This is a genomic window from Gilliamella sp. N-G2, from assembly GCF_002142215.1.
Taxonomy (GTDB): Bacteria; Pseudomonadota; Gammaproteobacteria; order Enterobacterales; family Orbaceae; genus Gilliamella.
In genome coordinates this window covers 190,086-211,594 of record NZ_NAST01000001.1, presented here as the reverse complement: position 1 = coordinate 211,594, position 21,509 = coordinate 190,086, and the positions used below count along the sequence as shown (strand labels likewise).

General features: G+C 35.3%; 29 protein-coding genes and 1 pseudogene. 26 read left to right on the top strand and 4 right to left on the bottom strand.

Annotated elements, in window-relative coordinates; all coding sequences use genetic code 11:
• Positions 1 to 8 precede the first annotated feature (8 nt).
• The 12 genes from B6C99_RS01050 to B6C99_RS00990 all read left to right on the top strand — a co-directional run bounded on the left by B6C99_RS01050 (position 9) and on the right by B6C99_RS00990 (position 9,630).
• Entirely contained in the window at positions 9 to 965 is a 957-nt protein-coding gene (locus tag B6C99_RS01050; RefSeq protein WP_086358125.1) for a major capsid family protein, read from the top strand.
• 14 nt (positions 966 to 979) lie between these two features.
• Positions 980 to 1,357: a DUF4054 domain-containing protein gene (locus B6C99_RS01045; protein WP_158092416.1), complete on the top strand. Its 378-nt coding sequence runs from the start codon at positions 980 to 982 to the stop codon at positions 1,355 to 1,357.
• Positions 1,354 to 1,854: a hypothetical protein gene (locus tag B6C99_RS01040; RefSeq protein ID WP_086358123.1), complete on the top strand. Its 501-nt coding sequence runs from the start codon at positions 1,354 to 1,356 to the stop codon at positions 1,852 to 1,854. Before B6C99_RS01045 ends, B6C99_RS01040 begins: the two co-directional genes overlap by 4 nt.
• A gap of 246 nt (positions 1,855 to 2,100) precedes the next feature.
• Entirely contained in the window at positions 2,101 to 2,595 is a 495-nt protein-coding gene (locus B6C99_RS01030; protein WP_143413955.1) for a hypothetical protein, read from the top strand.
• Between the two features lie 2 nt (positions 2,596 to 2,597).
• A complete protein-coding gene (locus tag B6C99_RS01025) occupies positions 2,598 to 4,109 on the top strand; it encodes a DUF3383 domain-containing protein (protein ID WP_086358120.1) in 1,512 nt (503 codons plus the stop codon).
• Between the two features lie 10 nt (positions 4,110 to 4,119).
• Positions 4,120 to 4,551 (top strand): phage protein, encoded by a 432-nt coding sequence (locus B6C99_RS01020; protein ID WP_086358119.1) that lies wholly within the window; start codon positions 4,120 to 4,122, stop codon positions 4,549 to 4,551.
• Positions 4,551 to 4,967, top strand: coding sequence for a phage tail assembly chaperone (locus tag B6C99_RS01015; RefSeq protein WP_086358118.1), 417 nt, complete (start codon positions 4,551 to 4,553; stop codon positions 4,965 to 4,967). The genes B6C99_RS01020 and B6C99_RS01015 overlap by 1 nt, the downstream gene beginning before the upstream one ends.
• A gap of 144 nt (positions 4,968 to 5,111) precedes the next feature.
• Positions 5,112 to 7,013, top strand: a complete 1,902-nt coding sequence (locus tag B6C99_RS01010) for a hypothetical protein (protein ID WP_086358117.1) — start codon at positions 5,112 to 5,114, stop codon at positions 7,011 to 7,013.
• Positions 7,013 to 7,741: a phage baseplate protein gene (locus B6C99_RS01005; protein ID WP_086358116.1), complete on the top strand. Its 729-nt coding sequence runs from the start codon at positions 7,013 to 7,015 to the stop codon at positions 7,739 to 7,741. The genes B6C99_RS01010 and B6C99_RS01005 overlap by 1 nt, the downstream gene beginning before the upstream one ends.
• A 1-nt stretch (position 7,742) precedes the next feature.
• Entirely contained in the window at positions 7,743 to 8,084 is a 342-nt protein-coding gene (locus B6C99_RS01000) for a hypothetical protein (RefSeq protein ID WP_086358115.1), read from the top strand.
• Positions 8,053 to 8,877: a hypothetical protein gene (locus tag B6C99_RS00995; RefSeq protein WP_086358114.1), complete on the top strand. Its 825-nt coding sequence runs from the start codon at positions 8,053 to 8,055 to the stop codon at positions 8,875 to 8,877. Before B6C99_RS01000 ends, B6C99_RS00995 begins: the two co-directional genes overlap by 32 nt.
• Before the next feature lie 48 nt (positions 8,878 to 8,925).
• The gene (locus B6C99_RS00990) at positions 8,926 to 9,630 is read left to right on the top strand and encodes a hypothetical protein (protein WP_086358113.1); all 705 of its coding nucleotides are present in this window, start codon (positions 8,926 to 8,928) and stop codon (positions 9,628 to 9,630) included.
• 18 nt (positions 9,631 to 9,648) lie between these two features.
• On the opposite strand, the gene B6C99_RS00985 is transcribed toward B6C99_RS00990, so the two are convergent.
• The gene (locus B6C99_RS00985) at positions 9,649 to 10,221 is read right to left on the bottom strand and encodes a hypothetical protein (RefSeq protein WP_086358112.1); all 573 of its coding nucleotides are present in this window, start codon (positions 10,219 to 10,221) and stop codon (positions 9,649 to 9,651) included.
• A gap of 280 nt (positions 10,222 to 10,501) precedes the next feature.
• Between B6C99_RS00985 and B6C99_RS00980 the strand changes: the two genes are divergently transcribed.
• Positions 10,502 to 11,311 carry a phage antirepressor N-terminal domain-containing protein gene (locus B6C99_RS00980; protein WP_086358111.1) on the top strand — a complete coding sequence of 270 codons (810 nt, stop codon included), beginning with the start codon at positions 10,502 to 10,504 and terminating at the stop codon, positions 11,309 to 11,311.
• A 167-nt stretch (positions 11,312 to 11,478) separates the two neighbouring features.
• Here the strand turns inward: B6C99_RS00980 and B6C99_RS00975 are convergent, their stop codons facing one another.
• Together B6C99_RS00975 and B6C99_RS13610 are read right to left on the bottom strand one after the other, a co-directional pair.
• Positions 11,479 to 11,916 (bottom strand): type II toxin-antitoxin system HicB family antitoxin, encoded by a 438-nt coding sequence (locus tag B6C99_RS00975; RefSeq protein ID WP_086358110.1) that lies wholly within the window; start codon positions 11,914 to 11,916, stop codon positions 11,479 to 11,481.
• A 22-nt stretch (positions 11,917 to 11,938) separates the two neighbouring features.
• Positions 11,939 to 12,121, bottom strand: a complete 183-nt coding sequence (locus B6C99_RS13610; protein WP_086358109.1) for a type II toxin-antitoxin system HicA family toxin — start codon at positions 12,119 to 12,121, stop codon at positions 11,939 to 11,941.
• Between the two features lie 72 nt (positions 12,122 to 12,193).
• On the opposite strand from B6C99_RS13610, the gene B6C99_RS00965 reads away from it, so the two are divergent.
• From B6C99_RS00965 to B6C99_RS00920, 11 genes and pseudogenes are all read left to right on the top strand, one after another.
• Positions 12,194 to 12,826 (top strand): Gp138 family membrane-puncturing spike protein, encoded by a 633-nt coding sequence (locus B6C99_RS00965; RefSeq protein ID WP_086358108.1) that lies wholly within the window; start codon positions 12,194 to 12,196, stop codon positions 12,824 to 12,826.
• Positions 12,823 to 13,185 carry a hypothetical protein gene (locus B6C99_RS00960; protein WP_086358107.1) on the top strand — a complete coding sequence of 121 codons (363 nt, stop codon included), beginning with the start codon at positions 12,823 to 12,825 and terminating at the stop codon, positions 13,183 to 13,185. The genes B6C99_RS00965 and B6C99_RS00960 overlap by 4 nt, the downstream gene beginning before the upstream one ends.
• A complete protein-coding gene (locus B6C99_RS00955) occupies positions 13,169 to 14,287 on the top strand; it encodes a baseplate J/gp47 family protein (protein ID WP_086358106.1) in 1,119 nt (372 codons plus the stop codon). Before B6C99_RS00960 ends, B6C99_RS00955 begins: the two co-directional genes overlap by 17 nt.
• Positions 14,280 to 14,933 carry a DUF2612 domain-containing protein gene (locus tag B6C99_RS00950; RefSeq protein WP_086358105.1) on the top strand — a complete coding sequence of 218 codons (654 nt, stop codon included), beginning with the start codon at positions 14,280 to 14,282 and terminating at the stop codon, positions 14,931 to 14,933. Before B6C99_RS00955 ends, B6C99_RS00950 begins: the two co-directional genes overlap by 8 nt.
• A pseudogene (locus B6C99_RS13485) lies at positions 14,933 to 16,024 on the top strand (tail fiber protein); the annotation flags it as partial. The gene B6C99_RS00950 and the pseudogene B6C99_RS13485, both read left to right, overlap by 1 nt.
• 365 nt (positions 16,025 to 16,389) lie before the next feature.
• On the top strand, positions 16,390 to 17,022 hold the full coding sequence (locus tag B6C99_RS00940) for a tail fiber assembly protein (RefSeq protein WP_086358103.1): 633 nt from the start codon (positions 16,390 to 16,392) through the stop codon (positions 17,020 to 17,022).
• A gap of 1,649 nt (positions 17,023 to 18,671) precedes the next feature.
• Positions 18,672 to 18,878: a hypothetical protein gene (locus tag B6C99_RS00935; RefSeq protein WP_086358102.1), complete on the top strand. Its 207-nt coding sequence runs from the start codon at positions 18,672 to 18,674 to the stop codon at positions 18,876 to 18,878.
• A gap of 145 nt (positions 18,879 to 19,023) precedes the next feature.
• Positions 19,024 to 19,152: a hypothetical protein gene (locus B6C99_RS13555; protein ID WP_256363500.1), complete on the top strand. Its 129-nt coding sequence runs from the start codon at positions 19,024 to 19,026 to the stop codon at positions 19,150 to 19,152.
• A 131-nt stretch (positions 19,153 to 19,283) separates the two neighbouring features.
• Complete coding sequence (locus tag B6C99_RS00930; RefSeq protein WP_086358101.1) at positions 19,284 to 19,463, top strand: AlpA family transcriptional regulator; 180 nt, start codon at positions 19,284 to 19,286, stop codon at positions 19,461 to 19,463.
• Positions 19,464 to 19,473: 10 nt separating this feature from the next.
• The gene (locus B6C99_RS00925) at positions 19,474 to 19,761 is read left to right on the top strand and encodes an AlpA family transcriptional regulator (protein WP_086358100.1); all 288 of its coding nucleotides are present in this window, start codon (positions 19,474 to 19,476) and stop codon (positions 19,759 to 19,761) included.
• A complete protein-coding gene (locus tag B6C99_RS00920) occupies positions 19,748 to 20,275 on the top strand; it encodes a BRO family protein (RefSeq protein ID WP_086358099.1) in 528 nt (175 codons plus the stop codon). Before B6C99_RS00925 ends, B6C99_RS00920 begins: the two co-directional genes overlap by 14 nt.
• 192 nt (positions 20,276 to 20,467) lie before the next feature.
• Here the strand turns inward: B6C99_RS00920 and B6C99_RS13250 are convergent, their stop codons facing one another.
• Positions 20,468 to 20,641, bottom strand: a complete 174-nt coding sequence (locus B6C99_RS13250) for a hypothetical protein (protein ID WP_173795322.1) — start codon at positions 20,639 to 20,641, stop codon at positions 20,468 to 20,470.
• Positions 20,642 to 20,687: 46 nt separating this feature from the next.
• Here B6C99_RS13250 and B6C99_RS00915 point away from each other — a divergent pair, with 46 nt between their 5' ends.
• Both B6C99_RS00915 and B6C99_RS00910 read left to right on the top strand, forming a co-directional pair.
• Positions 20,688 to 21,104, top strand: coding sequence for a hypothetical protein (locus B6C99_RS00915; protein ID WP_143413900.1), 417 nt, complete (start codon positions 20,688 to 20,690; stop codon positions 21,102 to 21,104).
• Positions 21,105 to 21,118: 14 nt separating this feature from the next.
• A complete protein-coding gene (locus B6C99_RS00910; RefSeq protein ID WP_034884277.1) occupies positions 21,119 to 21,493 on the top strand; it encodes a hypothetical protein in 375 nt (124 codons plus the stop codon).
• Positions 21,494 to 21,509 lie beyond the last annotated feature (16 nt).

The following is a 21,509-nucleotide window of genomic DNA, read 5'->3' as shown; positions in this document are numbered from 1 at the left end:
AAAGCATAATGGCTTATGAAAATGTAGATTATAGTGACATTATTACAGAACAATTGTTAGAGCGTGATAATCAGTTACAAGAAAAAGAATTACCAGAAATTAACATCGGTGAAGCCGTTCCTGTCACAGAAGGGTTAGAGTTTGGTGTTGAGGAATTTGAATACGGTGTAACAGAGGTTCGAGGCTCTCTTGAAAATGGTGTTATTGGCATTAAAACAACGTCATTAGAAACCATTGATAGTGAAATCATATACAAAAAAACTCCCGTTACTCAATGGGCTAAGGGTTTAATTTATACACAGCAAGAAGTGGAAAAGGCTTTACGCTTAGATATTAACTTGACACTAAAAAAACAAAATGACCTATATTCTAATGCGCTAGCTACCATTCAATATGCAGGTTATTTAGGGCATAAGCAATCTAAGGGGCAAGAAGGTTTATTAACAGGGAAAAAAATTGACATCCACTCTGTAAACAAATCATTTAAAGAGATGGCCTGTGAGGAATGCGTGGAAGTGATTTTGTTAGTATACAGAAAAGTTTGGGAGCGCTCTAATTTTACTGTACAGCCAACTCATATTGCGATGGATGCATCAGATTTTATGGATTTAATGCAAAAGTTTGATCCAAATTCAACAATTGTTGGTGTTGATTTATTACCGATCGCCGCAATGGATAGAATCATGGCGGCATTGCGTAAAGCTTCAAAAAATGACAATTTCAATATTGAGTTTGTAAAAATTCCTGCTGATTATGCTAAGAAAGCTAAGCAAGGTGTTTCTCGATTAGTAGTTTATACCTACGACGAAGATTATTTAGAAATGAAGGTACATATGCCTGAACTTCTAGAAACCCACAGAAAAGACTTGCTTACATATCAAAGCGGTTATCGCTCGGCATTTAGCGGGGTAATGTGGAAAGAGCCTAATTCAGCGCAATATTTAGACTATAAATCTGCCGCCTAAAAATGGGGGTATTTATGCAGTTTCGCAATGAATACCCTGAATTTAAAGATGTCGATGACAGCACAATCAATCATTTTTTAGAAAGCAGTGCGCTAGTTGTAAGTGAAAAAGTCTGGGGAAAACTTTACGAACTTGGACTTTTTGCCTATACGGCGCATAGATTGGCTGTCAAAGGCTTTTTAAATCAGGATTTAGACGGCAACACCATTTTTAATAATGGTGAAAATTTTAAATCAGTATCGAGCAAATCGGCTGGCGGTCTATCAATTGGTTACACATCTCAAAACACATCATCAGGCAATCCTAGTGACTACGATTTAACATCGACATCTTACGGGCAAGAGTACCTAAGGTTGCGCCGTTTGATTACGCCAATAGGAATTATCGGATGAGTGAGCTTGAAATATGTAAACGGCTAAAACAGGTGATGAAACGAGCCGAACAACTAAACCAATTGCAATTAGTTGTAGGTATTCCTAATGATGGAAAATCACGCAAGGATTCGAACGAAATAACCAACGCTGAGCTAGGTGTTATTCATGAATTTGGCGTACCTGAACGTGGCATCCCTGAGCGATCTTTCATGCGCTCTACTATGTCGGAAGAAAGCGAAAACTTAGGAAATCTAACTAAAATCGTGGTTTCCGAATGCTTATCTGGTCAAATTACACCTAGAAAGGCATTTTCACAAATTGGAGCATATCTAAAAGGGCAGGTTGTGGAAAAAATCACTGACGGTGAATTTCAACCTAATACAGCAGAAACAACCAAACGAAAGTTAGCACCAGTTAAAGATAAGAGAAAGAAACGTGCACCCGATGCAAATAAACCATTGATCGATACTGGTCAATTAAGAGGAGCAATAACTTACGAGGTTAGGGAAAAATGAAACGTGAACTAATATCCCAATTTTTAGGCGATCCCTTCTTTGCCACTAAAGTTAATTTTGATGGTTTGGGTGATATCACATGCATAATTCAGCCAGCTAGTAATGATGATTTGCAAATACTGCCCGAGGGAGACAGATACAATCCAACCGTTAGAGTATTTTCTCGTGAAAAGCTAACGAACGGTATGCTGTTTCATCATCACGGTATGAGATTTAAAGTTATTTCGGAAGCAATATGGAGTGATTATGGCTATTACGACTGTCTCGCGACTAGATATGATGGAAGTCAGACGCACGATAGCGGAGGTTTTGACGTTACCTGAATCTATTGTATTTGATGCAAATAATATGCAGGACGTTTCAAGGCTCGACCGATTTATCACTGTCTTGAATTCCTACCAATCCGATATCGGAACTGAAATAAAATTCAATGGTGTAAATGAGGAGGAAATAGCTTCAACAGCTAGAGAATTGACCATTTCAGTTAATGCTTATGGTAAAAATTCCTATGATTTGCTATGCAAACTAACCGAATCGATGCGATTAACGCCAGTTTGGCAACGATTAAAACATCTAGGTATGGGATATCTACGATGCTCACAAATTCGAAGCTTGCCAACAACTATCGCAGGCGGTAAAGAACAGCGTGCGCAGGTCGATCTTACATTTTCAATTAATCCAATCGTCAAGGCTCAGGTGAACCGTGGCGATACAGTAAAATTTAATTTAGAGAAGGGGTAATAATGAGTTTACCAATTAGTCAGATTGTAGACGTAACTCTACAGCAATCACCACGGGGCGCACAAAAACGTGATCTTAGTGTCGTTGCTATTTTCACTAGTGAAATGTGCGACGAATTTACCAACCCTGATACTCGCTATATTGTGGTGTCAGATACAAATCAAGTGGCGTCATTATTCGGAACTAATTCAGATGCATACAAAGCGGCATCGGCATTATTTTCTGCAAGACCAAAACCAAAAACAGCGCTAATTGCTAAATACATGAGGGATGGCATAACAACACAGGCTATCAGTTCAAAAATCAATGGTTCGGCATTAGCTGTAAGTTATATTCAATTCAAAAATATTACCGATGGTTATTTTTCGGTTTATTTTGGTAGTGAGAAAATTGACGTCACTGGGCTTGATTTTTATTCAGTGTCAAGCATGGATGATGTAGCCAACATTATAAACGCTAAGCTTGAAAATGTGGGTATTAAATTTATCTATGATGCGGTGGGTAGTCGTTTTATTTTGTCATCATCAACAGAAGGAAAAGGTGCTAATTTCGGCCATGTATTTAATGCTGAATTGGACGGTACTTATATCGGTAGTATGATTAATCTTATCGATGGTAAAGGCACGTTAATTAATGGCGAAGATGCTACAACTTATAATAAAGAAACACCAGCGGAGGCCTTGAGCAAATTACAAAATCAATATCAGAACTGGTACGGTGTTTATTTTGCTAACACGATTACAGATAGTGAATTGGTCGAGGCTCATGACTGGGTTGTCGCTCAAGGTGTCGAAAACGCTAAGGTTATAGCATTTACCGAAACACGAACGGCTAACATTGAATATACAGATGATAACGTACTGAAAACACTATCTAAGCGAAATAGCGGTCGTTTGATGGTTCAGTATAACAATAAGGGCAATACACATGCTGCCGCTGAATTAATGGGAATTGCACTAACAACAGTTTGGACAGGTGTTAATACTGCAAAAACAGTTAAATTTAAACAGCAAGCAAGCGTAACATCTGATGACAAAATCACGGTTAATGAGGCTAAAAAATGTGGGCGCTTAGGTATCAATTATTATACCGATTATGCGGGCGTTAATATGCTAGCAGAAGGTGTGATGATTGGTGGCACGTTCATTGATGAAACAACTGGATTAGATGCATTTATTAATGCTGTACAGGTTCAGGCGTTTAACACGTTACAAGGTCAGCCTACTAAAATTCCACAAACCGATCGAGGCCAAGAAATTTTAATCAGTTCAATTAAGATTGTCGGTGAACAGTTTAAAGATAACGGTTTTTTAGGTCTGGGTAAATGGACGTTAGGGGACTTGGGTGAACTATCATACGGCGATCAAATCAATGGCTATTATTTCTATTCTGATTCATTCGAAACGCAAGATACTGCAGATCGTGAAGCTCGAAAAATGATGCCTATTAATTGTGCGCTAAAACTAGCTGGGGCGGGTCATAGCGTTGATATCATTGTCCAATTCAATCGATAAGGAAGGTTAAATGTCTAAATCATTTTCAATGGAAGATGCCGTACTCACAATTGACGGCTACGAAATTACAGGATATGAGAATGCGCAGGATTCTATCAGTATTGCGCCTGTGGGTGATGACGGCGATATCACATACGGTATTAACGGAAAAGGCGTTTTTGTTCATTCGTGCAATCGAGGTGCAACGATAACCATCAAAACATTGCAACACTCAGAAACTAACGAAAAACTAAATCAATCACGTAATTCTCAAATTAATAACCCAACAACCGCAACAGGTAAATTAATCACATACAAAGATTTGCGGAATGGCGATGAGTTTTTATTAACTGGTTGTTGGTTTACTACTCCTCCTACGCACGCACGTGGAACAGCTCACAACGGTGTGACGTGGACATTTAAGGCAACTAAAGCAGAGTTTAATATTAAAGGCGGTTTATAATGCAAAATACAGATTTTATCTTAGATGATATAACCTACACATTTCGACAAGCGGATTTTTTCAAAGCCAACAAATACCTAAAAAAATTAACAGCCTTACTAAAAGGCTGTTTTTCTTTAGACGGAAATAATACAGGTTTTGATTTTGGTCAACTAGCATCGAATATCGGCACTGAACAGTTTGAGGAAATAGAAAAATTCATTCTCAATTATGTCACCGCTATTGATGAAAATGGTAAAACCGTTCTATTCCAAAAACCTCAGGAAGTTAGTGACTTTTTTAACACTCATCGAAGCCATTACTACCAAGTTATTGTTGAAGGCTTAAAATTTCATTTTTTGGGTTTTTTACCAAGTGGGATTGCGTCCAAGCTAAATACAGCCAACTTGGAGGAGATAGCACAGAGAGCGATGTAGATTGGTTTGTATGGGGTGTTATCGTAAATAAATATGCAACGCTCCACGAACTCAGGACGGTTTATTCTCTTGATGATGTTATTGATATGCATAACGTGATAGCTGAAATGAAATTAGCTGAAAAACGGCAAAACGAGGCGTGATATGTTATTGGAAGAATTTTTAATTAAAATTGGCGTTGACGCATCAAAAGCTGGCGAGATTGCTAAGGTGGTTAACACCCTGCAAACAGGCGCTAATCAGCTATCAAATGCAACAAATAAAATGCAAAGTGATGTAAACCGAGCTATCAAAGAAACCAACAAATCGACAAAAGAAGCAGGGAACGCCGCTAACAAAACAAAATCTAAATTATTTTCGTTAAAACTTATCCTTGTTTCACTAGCGGCGGCAGCGGTTCTTTATGGTAAAAAATTAATTGGTGCATTTAATAGCGCTATTGATAAAGCTAAAGAGTTAGCAGCTAAAAAAGGTACATTGTTTAAAGTCTCTCAAAAAGAACTACAACAAGCTAATCAATACAAGCGGGAAATGGATAAAACGGGTCTCGCTCTTGATAGCATTAAGACAAAAATCGCTTTAAATTTGGCTCCTGCGCTGACTAATCTAATCGGCGGATTTCGTAACTGGTTAACAATCAATAAAGAACTGGTTGCTAACGGAATCACTAAAATTATTAAAGCCGTTGGTTTGGCTATTCAGGTGGTTGTTAATTTTGTTAAATTCCTGGATAAGATTATTCGAGGGACGATAGGTTGGAAAAATGCAATTATCGCCTTTGGTGTAGCTTGGGCAATTCTCAATCGCGGCTTTTTATTTAGTCCACTAGGTAAAATCATCATGCTCTTAACTGGATTAATGTTGCTGATTGATGACCTAATGGTCTACATGAATGGCGGTAACAGTCTTTTTGGTGAGTATTGGCAACCATTCATTGACGGAGCCAAAGCAGCGTGGCAATTTGTCAAAGATGTCTGGGAGCTGATTAAGGCTTTATGGGGCGGTGATAGTGAAAAAGTTAAATCATTATCAAATCGACTGTTTACGTCATTAATAAATGGCATCAAATCTCTTTTTTCAAAAATCAAATCAGCATTAGCTAATTTGTTTAAAAATATTTTGATGTTTTTTGGAATGTCAGAAAAAGACGCAAAAAAAACGGTCAATAGAATTGGTAAAATTTTTGGTTTTATTTTTGATGTGATTACATTTCCATTCCGCATGGCTTATAAAGCAATATGCGCCATCATGGATTGGTTGGGTATTGATGCTGGTGATGTAGTTAATGGTATTGGTGCAATATTTAAAGGGATTTGGAATTTTATAACGTGGCCATTCAGAGCTGCATGGAAGTTTGTAAATGATTTATTTGATATCTGGGAGGATGATACAACATCAGTAACAGACAAAATCGGTGATACGTTATGGTCAATATGGGATTTTGTTACATCACCATTCAGAGCAGCTTGGAACTACGTTAAAAACTTATTTACTGGCTGGATCGATGATTCAACTTCGACAACAAATAGTATAGGTAAAGTTTTTAGCGGTATATGGAGTTACATAACATCACCATTCAAAACCGCATGGGATTTTGTTAAAAATCTGTTTACAGGCTGGATCGATGATGCTGGCGATACAACAAATAAAATTGGGAAAAAATTCACTGATATATATAAATCCATCACCAAACCGTTCAATGACGCAATCAAATGGATAAAAGATAAATTTTTGGGCTTTATTGATACAGTTGGCGCAAAGGTTAAAGGCGCTTTGTCGTGGACTGGTTTATTTGATGATGACGACAAAACAGTTTTAGTTAAACGCGAAAATCAAATAAAAATTAATCCTGCACTATCGGCTAGTGCTGGTGTGACAAATCCAAATAATTCAAATAAAAATATCAACAATAATAATGCTGTCACAATCAATAACACAATGAACGTGACAACACCACAAGAAGGTTTAGCTAATTTAAATGCGTTGGCTTCAGGAGAAATCCAAAAAATAGCCGACAATTCAACAACTGCACTAGGATCTAACTAATGTTCCAATCTATATTAAATAAATCAGCATCAAACACAGGTTTGATCATCTCCGAGGCTGGCACGTTTAGTCTTGATATTAACACTGTTGAGCAACATACTTCAAAATTACGAGTAACAGAAAATCCGATAGAGAACGGCGCTAATATTGCAGATCATGCAGTGTTAGATCCTAAAGAAGTTACTGTTAACGGATTAGTGGTTGGCTATGAAACTAACACATTTTCATTTGATAATGTTCTAGGTTTTAATCTGTCTGAATATCCCTTACCAATGGAGGTGAAAGTTGTTACTGCTCAAGCTGAGAACTTAATTAATCGTTATGCATCACACCTTAAAACGGCTGAAAAAATTGTTAATAATGTTGTTGCTGATTTTCTCCCCGATTATCAATCACCATTACTCAATAATCTATCATCAGACCGCATTAGTGATGCATATGAAAAACTGTTAGCAATACAACGTAGTGGTGAGCCAGTTACGTTACAGACAAATTCACGGCAATATAAAAATATGGTGATAACGTCAGTCGGGCTTACTCAAAAACAAAATACAGTAGGTGAGTTTATCATAACATTTCGTGAGATATTCATTGTTGAAACGCAAATCGCTAACGGCTTTAAAATGTCTAAGCCGAAAGTTAGAAATTTGGGAAAAACTCAACCGAAAGAGGTGGATAAATCAGTTTTGAGAACTGGAAAGGGAATATTTACTGGGAGGAGAACATAAAATGCACATTATACAAACAACATCAGATGACGTGTTAGAACAATCATTCTCACTATACGATATGAATCTAAAATTAACGTTGCGTTACAATGCAGTATTACGTGGCTATCAATTTGATTTATTTAATATTGATGAAGGCTGTTATATCACAAAAAATAAAGGACTATCTGTCGGTAGCCCATCATTAATTGAGTTTAATTTGCCGTTTGTATTAGTTTTAGATGACAAGTCAAGGCTTGGAATTAATGCTATATCTAAAGATGATCTTAATAATCGTATGCAATTATTAATAATGACTAAAGGTGAGTATCGTGAAGCAATTCGGCAGGGTATTAGAACTTAAAATCGGTAATCGCAAAGAAAGCATTGTTATTAATAATCTCAGAGTGGCTTTTTCAATTAAAAAAACGCTAACATCAGAGCCAAATACGGGCGAAATATCGGTCTATAATCTCAACGATTCAAACCGCAATCTTATTACTAGCAAACAGTATCATTTTTTAGAGTTATCGGTTTGCTATAAAGAAGATGTTTTACGGTTGATATTCTGCGGTGACATTCTGACGGTTGAAAATAAACTGACAGGGCAAGATATCATCACCACAATGCGTTGTGGTGATGGTCACCGAGCTTATACCGAAAAAACTATTATTAAAACAATGCAAAAAGGGCAAAAAGACAGCGACTTTTTAAACGAAGCGGTAAGCAGTTTTGGTGTTCAAAAAGGAGCTATTAATTTGCCAAATGATAGAGCTTTACCACGTGGTAAAGTACTCATGTGTGACACACGTGAAGCAATGCATAAAATCGCTATTAACAATAATGCGGACTGGTCTATACAAGATGATCACCTAGTTGTTATCCCCAAAAATAAAGCCCTTTCTAATAACGAGGGTTGGGTTATTTCTAGAAACACAGGAATGATAGGAAGCCCTAAAAAAACTAATGACGGGTTAGAAATTACAACACTATGCAATCCGCATTATAGAATCGGTTCGCTTGTTCGTGTTGAATCAAAACTCACCGAGTATAACGGCGATTATAAAGTTAAATCGATTGAACATAATGGCGATTTGTACGGCACTAACTGGCACAGTAAATTAGTTTGCACGGGCGGAAAGTTTGAAAAAGTATGATTAATTTGTTATTTTGTTTTTCATTTATCTGATGAAAGGGAATAACACATGAAAAAAATAATTGCTATCTCTCTGTTAACGTTGATCGGTTTTAATGCATATGCAAATGATAATGCAAAAAGGCTTATTGAACTCTTGATTAAAGATGATATATCAGTTTTTAAGAAAGGAGGCGGTGCAATATTAAGTGAATATATACCATCCGTTAATGCATCACAATTAATTAGTGAATACAGTAACAATCAGTATAAATATGAAAAAGCATACGATAAGCAACTAGTGAACATTAAAACAGTTGCTTCGGGCGTAAAAACTGATTTATCAGGCGATCCTTATATTGTAGCTAATGGTAAAAATCAATTTGAATATGTGTCTCTTGAACTAAAAAACAAAGACGATGCGATGAATATCAATAAAGGTAGTAAAATTGATATGATCTGCGTTGGCACGAAAAATAATGTTATGTTTCCAACATTAAAAAATTGTGTAACTACTGATAGTTATTTTCAAAAATTTCTTGAAAAAACGATGGAAGGTATAAATAAATTAGACAAGGATGATAAGCCTGATAGTGGTTTTGAAGCGTTTTATTTAGGGCTTTGGGAGTTCGACATTAAAAATCCTGGTACACTAGATAAATATAAAACCGCATCTGAATTATCAAAAAGCAAGTCAGATTTTGATAAAATTTTGGCTTTAGCTGAAAGCAAAGCGACAGACGAGGTAAAAAACTTTACAATGCCAAAATCATAAAAAAAGCCCGAAAGGGCTTTATTCAATCTTGATATCAGCAAGAAGACGACCTCTATAATAATCACAAGTGCAATTTTGATTAATTAATGCTACGTAATCGGTGTCTGCAGATATAGTTTTTTTATCCATAGAAATACACCAATCACAGTCTCTAGCATCACCCACGTTTAAAACTTTGATGTTCTTTATTTTTAACTCTTTTATTTTTTCTAATTCTTCATTCAAGCTAACTTTATTTCTAGCTGAATATACTAAATTTAGAATTATATTTTTTGGATTGCTTTCATTATCAAGCGCATCATCAGTTAAAACGCTAATAATTTTTTTATGAATCTTCATTCTTGAATTAAGGTTTAATGATTTCTTTTCTTCAAGAGTTAAAAACTCATCACCAAAATTTGGAGAAGATAATAAATTAAATTCTTTAATTAAAGTTGGTTTGCAATCTTCTTTTATTTGAGCGCAACGAGATATTTCGAGCGTAAGCATTTCTTCTAAGCTAGTTGATTGCGTTACTGGAACACTTGGCTTTTTGGTAGTCGTTGTTGATTTTTCCTTGTTTAATCCAAATAATTTTTTTAAAAACTTCATAAAAGTATTAATTATAATTGATCGTTTTTTGACTATAGCATAACTGACTTGACTGTAAACATATTTTAAGTTAAATTTGTATTCAGGTGCTCAAAACACTAACTCAAAGCGGAAACCGCGCCCGATAGTTTATGCGGTATTTTTATATCCAGATTTTATGATCGGGAGTGAGACTAATAAAATACTCGAAAGAGAAATACGTCCGCTGACTTTGAGCAGTTTTGAGCTCCTGATCGCCCACTCAAAATGGGTCTAACAATAAAACTCAAAGGATGTAGAAATGAACACACAATTAGAAACAATTCAGTTTCACAATCAATCTTTAATCGTACTCAATCACGAAAACAAACCATATATTGCCATGAAACCTGTGTGTGAAAATATAGGTTTAGATTGGCATGCCCAACTTAACAGAATCAATCGCCACAATGTTTTAAATAAAGGTGTCGTCATGATAGCGACACCCACTAAGGGAGGCATACAAAAGCTTGCTTGTCTTCCCATTTCAATGATTAACGGTTGGCTATTTGGAATCGATACTAATCGTGTAAAACTAGAAATCAAGCAAAAATTAGAACAATACCAGTTAGAGTGTTTTGACGTTCTCTATAATCATTTCATGCCAAAAGTTGCAAGCCAGTATCCTAATACTATTTCAATAGAACAACAACAAGCCATCAAGCAAGCGGTCAATGAGCGTTCATATAGAACAGGTGAACATCACCAAGCCATCTATACTAAATTCTATGAGCAATTCAAAATCCCTCGCTATCAAGATTTGCCAGCGTCTAAATTTGATGAAGCTATCCAGTGGCTAGGCGGTGTGCATAGTAGAGATTTCAGAGCTGTTAATTTAGATAATTTGAAACGACAATATAATTATCTAGCAACAATACAGGAATATTATTACCGAGTATTTGATTTGTATAATGATACGTTAGCCATGTTTTTAGAAAAAAACTGTCCACATCTGCATTACAATTTTTCAACAGCACTGAATAAAATTCAAATTAATGTGGGTTTATCGTTGAATTTTGTTCGTAGTGAATTGGACGTTTCTAATTCAAAACTGAGTAAAGTTAAATGGTAATAAACCACCGCCTTTTTTAAATATATTTGCCATAAAAAAGGTGGTAGAAATTTTCAACTAATTATTTCAATTATAAAACAATAGGTTATAATAAGAGTGTTCCCTGTGTATACAGGGATTAACTGTAAATTCACACAAACAGTCCTAGTGGCGGTTTTTATTTAACGCTATTTATGTAATGACAATTCGTTAATAGCCGCCTCAGCTAAAAAGTTACTGCGATCCTTATAAAACGAATTTGGCGCTTTAACTGCATTATCAATCCGATCGATCAGGATATCAGGAAGTGTGATATTTATTCGTTTTTGTTTTCCTGTAAAAGTTGATAAATCGACATCAATAATAACCCATGTGTCACAGTGTGCATATTCATCATTACTTTTATATGAAACGTGATCATTATGAATGTCTTTAATATCATAATCACCTGATTCAATCATATCTTGAATAGTTAACAGAATAGCTTCTGTTGCCATCGCTGGTATATCACTTTCTTTATCAGCGGCTGAGTAGCAATCATATTTATCATTACATAGAGCTGGCACAACAATACCATAAGCGGTATTGCCGTCAGTAGGCGTTTCAATACCGAGAGTGAAAAACATAATACCTCCAAAAGGTGGCGGGCTATAGAAGCCCCGCCGATTTTTTTATTGATCTTACTGTGCCGATCGGTAGTTCCGATTTCGGGTGAGGAACTGGAAACGTTTTGTTAGTTATTGGTGAGTAAAACATATGATGACTACCTTTAACTCGTTTCAGAACACACCCTGCATTAGTAAGTTTCTTTATCAGGTCAGTTGATTTCATGTATTACCTCCTAACCTGAATACAATTATACACACATATACACACGAGTCAACATTTTTAATTAGGTAATTTATGACAGATTCACTATATAACGCTATCGAAAGCCAAATTAAACGGGCGCAATCAAATGTTTATACCGCACTACCTGCAAAAGTGCTTAGTTTTAATGGGCACACGGTCAGTTGCCAAGTGATGATCAACCGAGTCAACGCCAACGGTCAGGAAATCACGATCCCCCCATTAGTTGATGTACCTGCACAATTCCCCCATGCTGGAGGATTTTGTATTACAGTTCCAATCAAAGCAGGCGACGAGGGATTAGTTGTTTTTTCAAGTCGATGTATCGATGGCTGGTATGCCAGCGGTAGCCAATCAAAACCTCTTGATAACAGAATTAATGATCTTAGTGACGGTTTTTTTATCGTCGGCTGTAATAGCGTGCCGAATAAAATACCTGATTTTTATAATGACGGTGCATCAATGCAAACTGATGACGGATCTACGTATATCAGATTAACGGAGGGAACAATCTATATAAAAGGCAACATTGAACAGGAAGGAAATTTTAATCAGTCAGGAGGGAATACAAATAGCACAGGAACAATTATGGCTGAGGATGTTAAAACTAACAGAGGTGTTGATTTGAATACGCATGTTCATACAGATGTACAAAGTGGAAGCAGCACAACAGGAGCACCAGAATGATTGTTAGAGAATTAGATAGTAGTCATGATTGGACGTTCGGGCGAGGTTTTGCAAATTACCTAAACGGATCTGACGCTATAGCACAGTGCGTGAAAACCAAATTATTAGCACTAAAACGAGACTGGTTTTTGAATCGTGACGATGGTATAGCGTGGTTTGATTATCTCACTAAAAACCCAAATACGAAACAATTAGAAATTGATGTTAGAACGGAGATTTTTAAGGTTGAGGGCGTTTTAAATATTGATGAATTTGATATTTTACTCGATTCAGAAAATCGCCAATTTCTAATTCAAATCACCTATACAGACAAATTTAATAATTCTAACGAGGCGTCAATCAATGTTAAAGATAAGTGAAAAGGGGATCGAGATAGATGATCTGTATACTATTCAAGATCGACTAGTGAATGCATTTAAATCTATTTACGGTGAGGATATTAACCTTGACAGTGATACGCCAGATGGACAGTTATTAGGTCTGTTTTCGCAGGAATTAGCTAATGTACATCAGGCTGTATCATTTATCGTGCAAATGTTAGATCCATATCAAGCCGCTGGACAGTGGTTAGAACAGCGAGCTATGTATGCAGGAATAACACGAATAACTGCATCATATTCATATATCGATGATGTTATTTTTACTGGTTCACCAAAAACAACCGTACCAATCAACTCTATTTATATTGATAAAAACAAAAATAAATGGGTAACGACCGAGCCGATAACGTTAAACGATCTAGGTAGTGCTCGAACTAAATTTAGATCATTAGAACTTGGTGACTACACAGTTAATGCGCTAGAAGAATTTACGCCCAGTACTGTTATTATTGGTATCGATAGAGTGATTGCAAATACTCACAGCTATGGTGGGGCTGATGAGGAAACCGACGAACAGCTATTAAAACGTTTTATGCTGTCTCATTCGATTAATAACTATGATGATCGGCAAGGTATGCAATCAGCATTACTAAATATAACTGGCGTTAGGAAATGTACTGTCTATGAAAATTTCACTAATAACACTGATGAAAAAGGTGTACCTGCCCACTCATTAAATGCTGTAATTCTAGGTGGTGATGATGAAAAAATAGCGGAAGTTATCACTAAAAAGAAAATAGGGGGATGCGGTTTATTTGGCCAAATGGAAACAACACACGCACAGGACGGATTATTACGAAAAGTCTATTTTGACAGGCCTACAAAAATTAACGTAAATGTTTCAATGATAATAGGGCGTTATAAATCTTTTGATGACATCAACACAGAGCAAATCAAGGAAAATTTAAAAAAATTGGATTTCGATATCGGCGAAAATGTTTATGCATCACGCATCATATCTAACATCAATTTAGTAGATGGCTTCTACATTAAATCACTCACTGTAAATGGCTCAAATATTGCTGAAATTGGATATCGTGAATACGCACAGGTAAACAATGTGGAGGTGTTGATTGAATAGAGAAAATTTTATTATTTGGCAGTATCGCACTAAACCTAAATCGCTCGGAACTATCAGGGCTATCTACAAAGAGACTGATTTAACATTTCAAAACACCATCCAAATTGCCGACATTTTAAATATTGATACAGCCACAGGTTATGCGCTTGATTTAGTCGGGCGTCATGTAGGTGTATCACGGGTTTTACCTACAGCAATTGCAAAAGAGTATTTTGGCTGGCTCGAAGATGACAGTGCTTTATCCTTTGGTATTGGTGAATTTTATAGGTATGGCGATGCATTATCAGCATCAGTTGTTTTAAATGATAACGACTACCGTTTTTTTATTAGAGCAAAAATAACCAAAAATTATCAAACGGGAACGATAGAAAACATTGTTAAATCAATTCAATTTGTTGTTGGTAATCATAGTAATGTTATCGATACTCAAAACATGACAATGAATATTATCGTTAACAGCGACAAACTAAATTCATTAACGCTATATGCAATAACCAAAATGGATATTTTGGTTAGACCGATTGGTGTTATGTATGAATACACAGTATTAGTAAATGATAAACCGTTTGGATTTGCTCACGATAACGGTAGTTATGGATTCAATATCGGTAGATTTGTTCGACTACAGGAAATAGGAATTAATTAATGAAAATTCAAGAAAAACCAGATTATTTAATATTTGCTGATTCAGCAAAAAATGGCGAATGCGTTAAATTTCCAGATGTTAGTAGAGGTTGGGGTGTCACAATAGATCAAACAGCATCCAAACCTCCAATGGAGTGGATGAATGGTGCATTTAATCGTGTTGATAAAAATATGCTTTATTTGTTGCAACAGGGTATACCTGAGTGGTGTGAATATGTCAAATACCCAGTTAATGCCATTATCAAATATAACGGCGTTTTATATACTGCTATAGTTGAAAATGACAATGCTAAGCCATCGACAAATACAACTAAATGGAAAAAAACACAGGCTGAAATACCTGACGCCAGTACGGAGAAAAAAGGGGTAGTTAAATTAAGCTCGGCTACAAATAGCTCATCAGAAACAGAGGCATCAACGTCATTAGCCGTCAAAAAAGCATATGATTTGGCAAACGAAGCGGTAAAAAAATCAGGCGACACAATGACTGGGCAACTAATTCTGTCAGAACTCGGAATAAAACACAGATATACTGATAGTGAAAATCTAATAGTATTGAGAACGCTCGGCGATAATTACTCTTGCATGTTCTATGATGCAGAAAAAAAACAATGGCTGAGTAAATTAGTATATAACTCGACAACAAATTCGTGGAATTTTCCAAGTATTGACGATGTTAAAATTAACAATAAATCAGTATTGAAAACTGGTGACTATGGAATAGGCTCATTAACTGGTGCACAACTAGATAATCCAGATGAGACATTGTTGGGCGGATGTTATGCAACTAGAACAACATCATTTCCAGAGCTAACAGAATATAAAAATCGGAGTGACTCTTCAAGCCTAACTGCCTACCCTGCGTGGTCAAAAAATTGGTACGTTGAAAAATTGGCGGTTGTTTATAGTAAAATCCCACGAATTTACTATCGCTGTGCAACACCAGAAGGTAAACAACAATTTTATGAGTCAATCACAACAGCAAACGTTAATAATTATATCCCTGTCGGTGTTCCCCTGCCATGGCCGACTAATAAACCACCGTCAGGATGGCTTGAGTGTAATGGATCGTGGTTCGATAAAAATCAATTTCCGAAACTAGCCGCCGCATATCCGTCAGGATCATTACCAGATTTGCGAGGCGTTTTTATTCGAGGTAAAGATAATGGTCGAGGTCTTGATCCCAATAGGTCGATTCTCAGTTATCAAGATGATGCTATTCGCAATATCTATGGTGAAATATCGCCGATTTCCGAGTCATTCGGGGCATCTCCAATAGCCACTGGCGCATTTAGATATTTTGAAAAACACGCTGATCATTCGCCTGCGCATATAGACGTTGGCAGTGTTGGTGGTGTCACATTCGACGCATCACGAGTTGTAGCAACAGCTAATGAAAACCGACCTCGTAACCTCGCATTTATGTATATCGTTAAAGCAGAATAAAGGAGAAAATAATGAAATATCAATTACAACCAGAAACGGCAGTATTAGATAATAATGGTTTAACAATTTCGGCAGGTTGGGCAGTTGTTTATAATGTTGATGCTAAAGGTGAATTTTTACAAGCAACCTATCAATATTTACCAGTAGGTGTTGGTTTGCCAGCTAATGCTTATTTAGACGCACCAAAAAGCGTTAAAGATAATCAAGCCATTATTCACAATGGCCAACAATGGACTTACCCTAAAGATTTGCGTGGTACAATGATTTACTCAACCGAAACGGGTGCAGAAACGACCATGCAAGAAGTGGGTGAAATCCCTGATGGCTATACAACATCAAAACCAACCAGTCAATTTGATAGCTGGGATGGTGAGAAATGGGTATTAGATACTGAAAAACAGCATCAACATGATATCGATGTAGCAACATCACAGAAAAAACAGTTATTAAGCGAAGCTAGTTCACAAATTGAATATCTACAAGATGCAATTGATACAGATATAGCGACAGATGAAGAAAAAGAGCTATTTACAGCGCTAAAAAAATATCGTGCATTACTAAATCGTATTGATGTTAATCAAGCACCAAATATCAATTATCCACAGCATCAGACAACATCACAAAATCAGCGATATCATACATAGTTTTATCATTTTGATAGAACACGTAGTTATGATCGTCGTGACTGTTGATTATGTAGCATTCGCCCGATAGTTCTAAATCGTAATCATCGGGCGTCATTCGTACATAAATCGGTATAGTGTATTTGATTGTTATCATGAGATTAAAATAGTTAGTTTTTATGTATCATAAACTAAAATATTTGGATGTTAATTATTGATGTGAAATTTTGAAAGATTGATCGAGGCATAAAGTAGGGTGTGTGACATATTTGTGCCGTAAAATCTGTAAAAATCTGTAAAAAATAGTGAACAAATATACAGCAATAAGGGTGGCTAACCTCTTTTAGTATTGATTTTTAATGATTTATTTTTTAGTTATTAAGCTGAGCGTGTCACTCTTAATCAATTGGTCGCGGGTTCGATCCCCTCACAACCCACCATCCCTTAATTCATCAAAATTCAATAACGTTCAAAAAACCTTTATCTAACAAGCTTTTTAGCTAATTTACTGTTTAACTAAGTTCAAGTAGATTTAGCGAAATTCAAACTTTTATGTTATATATTATGTTATACGCTCAAATATAACTTAAATTCGTATAACATGGCCAAGATTATAAAACCTCTAAATGATACTCAAATCAAGTCAGCCAAGCCAAGGGAATGAGTCTTTATTAGAGAGTAATGCTTTGAAAACCGTTAATGATAAGTTTTGCCATAATCACATATTTAATCCAGTCAATTAGACTGGTTTTTTATTACCTATTATTTAATAAACACTTTATATATATTTTAATAGCACTAACAACACTAATAACATAATATAATTGATTTATATATATTTTTTAAGTGTTATTAAAAGAAAGTAATAACATATATAACATTAAAACATGTCATTAGGTCGGATTTCAAATCCGTGCTGATTTCCCAATGAGATCCTTTCCTTTGGCAGGCTAAATCCAAAAATGTGGTTATTCGAATAATAGCTTTTTATACGGTAATGGTATAATGAAAAGATTACGCTTAGGCTGATCCCCGAATATCCGTAACGCTAACGGACTGGCGTAATCATTTCATAAGTGATTGTTTAGGGGAACAATGGCATTACCAGAAAGACAACATTATTCATTAGATAAAGCAGTTAAGAAAATTAATTCCTATATTCCAGATAAAGAACATATTGATCTAGATGACTAGCTTCATTATGCTTTAATCGGTGAAATTGGGCTTTTTTATCCTGTATCGCATCAAATTGATTTAGGTAAGCAAGAAGTAATTGGGTTGTTCTTTTGTTACTGAAGAATATGATTTTGATTCAACGAATTAAATAGCTGAATGGATAAAAGATAAACTCAATAAAGAAATAGCAATAACTTTACTAACTATAGTGAAATTGATATCTACAATATTAGATTCATTAAAATGGAAAATGAAAATTTTCAAAGAATTGACTTATTATTGGAATTTATCAGTAGTTATTTAAGAATATCTTATGGTGATATTGATAAGTTAAAAAATGGACAAACAGTAAAAACTAATATTTTTCTAATGCCTCAAACAATAGAATAGAAAATGATAGTTTTCCAAATAATTTTGAGAAGGTTTTACCTCGTGTTCTCTTACCTGTTCAATTTGAATTTTCTATAAATGATGTCGTTATAACTAAAGAAGAATTGGATATATTCACCCAACAAATACAAGATGATAGTTTTACTATTGAAAATTTTCAAAATATTCTTTTTTTATTAAAAGAACTTTTATGCTCTAAAGCTCGTCAATGGAAGCAAGAGACAATTAATCAAGAATTAGATAATACATTAAAAGGTATGAGTAAAAAGACGCCTAGAATCAATGTGGTCAATGTTAAACAAAAAATATAAATCATGATATAGCATTCTATTTTACTAAGGCTGAGTCTCAATAATGAGTGAATTATTGAAAATTGCCCCCCTTTCTTGATAACTTGTCTAGCATAATATATATTTATGTAGAGGATTTTTCCTCTTAAACTTTAAGGAGAACTATATGGCTCTTAAACCAGGTCCAAAACGAATTGTTCCATCAACAGGTAAACCAGATCAACGTCAACGAGATAACAAGGATACACCAGGAAATAGACCAGACGTAAAACCTAGTAAACCTAAAGGTAAATAAAAAGTTAGCTAACTAAATCAATAAAATTTGTTCCGCAAGCCAAACTATGATTCCGCGTGCGGAGCATTTCCGATAAAAATCTCAATAATTACCTCTTTAGTTAAACACAAACAAACTTATTGAGGTAAACAATGCAATTAAACACTCCAAAATACTATTTTCTTGACGAACTGGCGTTAATTTTAGGCTGTGCTAAAAACACATTACGCTATGATCCAAACTTCCCAAAAGGTTTAAAAGTAGGTAAACGTCGCGTCGTTTACGATATGGCTGAGGTTAAAACCTACTTAGAAAGCAACCGAGTACAGTAGGAGGCTTTCAATGTCATATTCAATCACACCTGAACAACACAAAGTCATTAGGGATAAATATGGTATCCAATATGATCGCCTTGTTCGTGAAAATGAGAGATACAAAATTACTAGTATCGCCCGTTCAACAGCATGGCAACTTGAGAAAGACGGTAAATATCCATTAAGAAAATCATTAGGTGCTAACTCATGCGGTTGGTCATTAGTGGAATTACTTCACTGGATCGATAATCCGCCAGTAGTTGAAAAAATTAATCAACCTACTAAACGCCGAGGATTTGCCAATGGAAGCTACTAAGATAATAGTTAAACAAGATGAATTAAGCATCATAAAATTTGATGGCATCAAAGTACGAATTATCACTTATTTGGGTGAACCTTGGTTTATAGCTATTGATATTGCAAAAGCATTGGAAATTACAAACTCAAGAAAAGCATTAATGTCATTAAATGAGCATGAACGGAATACTGTAACTTTAAGTTACGAAAATAGCGGTAATCCAATTTATGCCATAGTTTCAGAATCAGGATTTTATAAACTCATTTCACGAAGTAGAAAGGCGACTCAGCAAGGAACATTTGCCTATAGATTTAGTAATTGGGTATTTGGTGAAGTTATTCCAGCAATTCGTAAAACGGGTGCTTATGGTGTGCCTTGGTCTTTCTTAAATGATTATGCTAAACGTGAAAAAGAATATCTTGTTGAATCAAGCAGAAGAGGACGCAATTTAGAAGCTTGTAAAAAATGGAAAGCTAATTTGATAGCAGAAGAGCAAGCACTATGGAAAAAATATCAACCAGAATTGATTTAATAAAAAAGGCAACTTGCCACAGTTGCCCATATATTCAATCACTAAAATCAATTAATTAAGGTATATCAATGTCAACAGAACTAATCAAAAGCATTGAACTCGTGCCAAAGCGTAACGCGTTTAAAGCACGTTCTTATAATAACGCAGGGTTAAAAACATGGGTAGATTTGGAAGCGTTTGAACGAATTTTAGTTATGCTTTTGGAGTGATTCCTCTTGATTGCAATTCTTTTCTTAAAACCCTCTTTATCCAAGTTGCTAAATTTGTATCGCCATCTTTTGCAGCTTCTTCTTCTAGCTGTTGCCTGAATTCTTCAGTTAACCGCATTTGGTATTGTGGTGATCTTTTTTCTTTTGGTGTTGACATGGTACTTACCCTATATTATTATAATTACATGGTAACGACCATTATAATGGTAACGACCAAAAAATCAATCCCTCGAAGTGGTGGAACACTATCGAGGGATCTAACCACAATAACATTAAAAGAGGTAATGATTATGGCTAATAGTAATGATACCCTATGCCCTAAAAATGGGCAATATGACCTAACTAACCTTTTATCTGTCTTGAATTTATATCAGGCTGATATTCAACCACAAAACTTATTACACGCAAAAGCACACTTAGAGGAACTTAGACAATCAATTATATGGGGAATCGGTGCTATTGGTAATTTGTTGTTTTGGGCTTCTGAATGTGAAGAATATGAGGAACAACAATTTAAAGACGATACACGCGACATTGGTTACTTGTTAGCACAATTAAAAAATGTTGCTTGCTTTGCTTCCAATCAAATTAATTTACTCGACGATAAACTTAATGATTAAGGAAGTTAACGATAATGAATAATAATCAAAAAATAACCGCAATTCACCATATCATCGTTGATTCAACTATGGCGATAGTAGCAGGTTTGTTTTTAATTGAGCAGATTAACAAAAATGATAGTCAGGTATTTATTCATGAGGGTATCAAGATTGATATTAATAAAGATTTAATAGTCTTAGGTTTAAATATCAATCTTAAGCAATGTTTAATTGAGGATTTTGGTGAAAGTGAGGGATTAAATCGCACTTATGGAATGTTAAAAGACATGTACACAGAAAGCGCAGATAAACCTATTTCATTAACTCTATTCGGGCAAGAATTGCTTTCATCATTGTTTATTGATTTAGCCGAAGATATCAAAGCTGAATCTAACGCGACAGTCCATTAAGGGGACAGTAATGAAA

Coding starts and splice junctions, on each gene's coding strand:
- B6C99_RS13555 (WP_256363500.1), top strand. CDS start 19,024: ATGGCTCTTAAACCAGGTCCAAAACGAATTGTTCCATCAACAGGTAAA.
- B6C99_RS01025 (WP_086358120.1), top strand. CDS start 2,598: ATGAGTTTACCAATTAGTCAGATTGTAGACGTAACTCTACAGCAATCA.
- B6C99_RS00925 (WP_086358100.1), top strand. CDS start 19,474: ATGTCATATTCAATCACACCTGAACAACACAAAGTCATTAGGGATAAA.
- B6C99_RS00990 (WP_086358113.1), top strand. CDS start 8,926: ATGAAAAAAATAATTGCTATCTCTCTGTTAACGTTGATCGGTTTTAAT.
- B6C99_RS01005 (WP_086358116.1), top strand. CDS start 7,013: ATGTTCCAATCTATATTAAATAAATCAGCATCAAACACAGGTTTGATC.
- B6C99_RS00975 (WP_086358110.1), bottom strand. CDS start 11,916: ATGTTTTTCACTCTCGGTATTGAAACGCCTACTGACGGCAATACCGCT.
- B6C99_RS00985 (WP_086358112.1), bottom strand. CDS start 10,221: ATGAAGTTTTTAAAAAAATTATTTGGATTAAACAAGGAAAAATCAACA.
- B6C99_RS01020 (WP_086358119.1), top strand. CDS start 4,120: ATGTCTAAATCATTTTCAATGGAAGATGCCGTACTCACAATTGACGGC.
- B6C99_RS01010 (WP_086358117.1), top strand. CDS start 5,112: ATGTTATTGGAAGAATTTTTAATTAAAATTGGCGTTGACGCATCAAAA.
- B6C99_RS01050 (WP_086358125.1), top strand. CDS start 9: ATGGCTTATGAAAATGTAGATTATAGTGACATTATTACAGAACAATTG.
- B6C99_RS00915 (WP_143413900.1), top strand. CDS start 20,688: ATGGTAACGACCAAAAAATCAATCCCTCGAAGTGGTGGAACACTATCG.
- B6C99_RS00980 (WP_086358111.1), top strand. CDS start 10,502: ATGAACACACAATTAGAAACAATTCAGTTTCACAATCAATCTTTAATC.
- B6C99_RS00960 (WP_086358107.1), top strand. CDS start 12,823: ATGATTGTTAGAGAATTAGATAGTAGTCATGATTGGACGTTCGGGCGA.
- B6C99_RS01040 (WP_086358123.1), top strand. CDS start 1,354: ATGAGTGAGCTTGAAATATGTAAACGGCTAAAACAGGTGATGAAACGA.
- B6C99_RS01015 (WP_086358118.1), top strand. CDS start 4,551: ATGCAAAATACAGATTTTATCTTAGATGATATAACCTACACATTTCGA.
- B6C99_RS00930 (WP_086358101.1), top strand. CDS start 19,284: ATGCAATTAAACACTCCAAAATACTATTTTCTTGACGAACTGGCGTTA.
- B6C99_RS13250 (WP_173795322.1), bottom strand. CDS start 20,641: ATGTCAACACCAAAAGAAAAAAGATCACCACAATACCAAATGCGGTTA.
- B6C99_RS00965 (WP_086358108.1), top strand. CDS start 12,194: ATGACAGATTCACTATATAACGCTATCGAAAGCCAAATTAAACGGGCG.
- B6C99_RS01030 (WP_143413955.1), top strand. CDS start 2,101: ATGGCTATTACGACTGTCTCGCGACTAGATATGATGGAAGTCAGACGC.
- B6C99_RS13610 (WP_086358109.1), bottom strand. CDS start 12,121: ATGAAATCAACTGACCTGATAAAGAAACTTACTAATGCAGGGTGTGTT.
- B6C99_RS00920 (WP_086358099.1), top strand. CDS start 19,748: ATGGAAGCTACTAAGATAATAGTTAAACAAGATGAATTAAGCATCATA.
- B6C99_RS00955 (WP_086358106.1), top strand. CDS start 13,169: ATGTTAAAGATAAGTGAAAAGGGGATCGAGATAGATGATCTGTATACT.
- B6C99_RS00940 (WP_086358103.1), top strand. CDS start 16,390: ATGAAATATCAATTACAACCAGAAACGGCAGTATTAGATAATAATGGT.
- B6C99_RS01000 (WP_086358115.1), top strand. CDS start 7,743: ATGCACATTATACAAACAACATCAGATGACGTGTTAGAACAATCATTC.
- B6C99_RS01045 (WP_158092416.1), top strand. CDS start 980: ATGCAGTTTCGCAATGAATACCCTGAATTTAAAGATGTCGATGACAGC.
- B6C99_RS00910 (WP_034884277.1), top strand. CDS start 21,119: ATGAATAATAATCAAAAAATAACCGCAATTCACCATATCATCGTTGAT.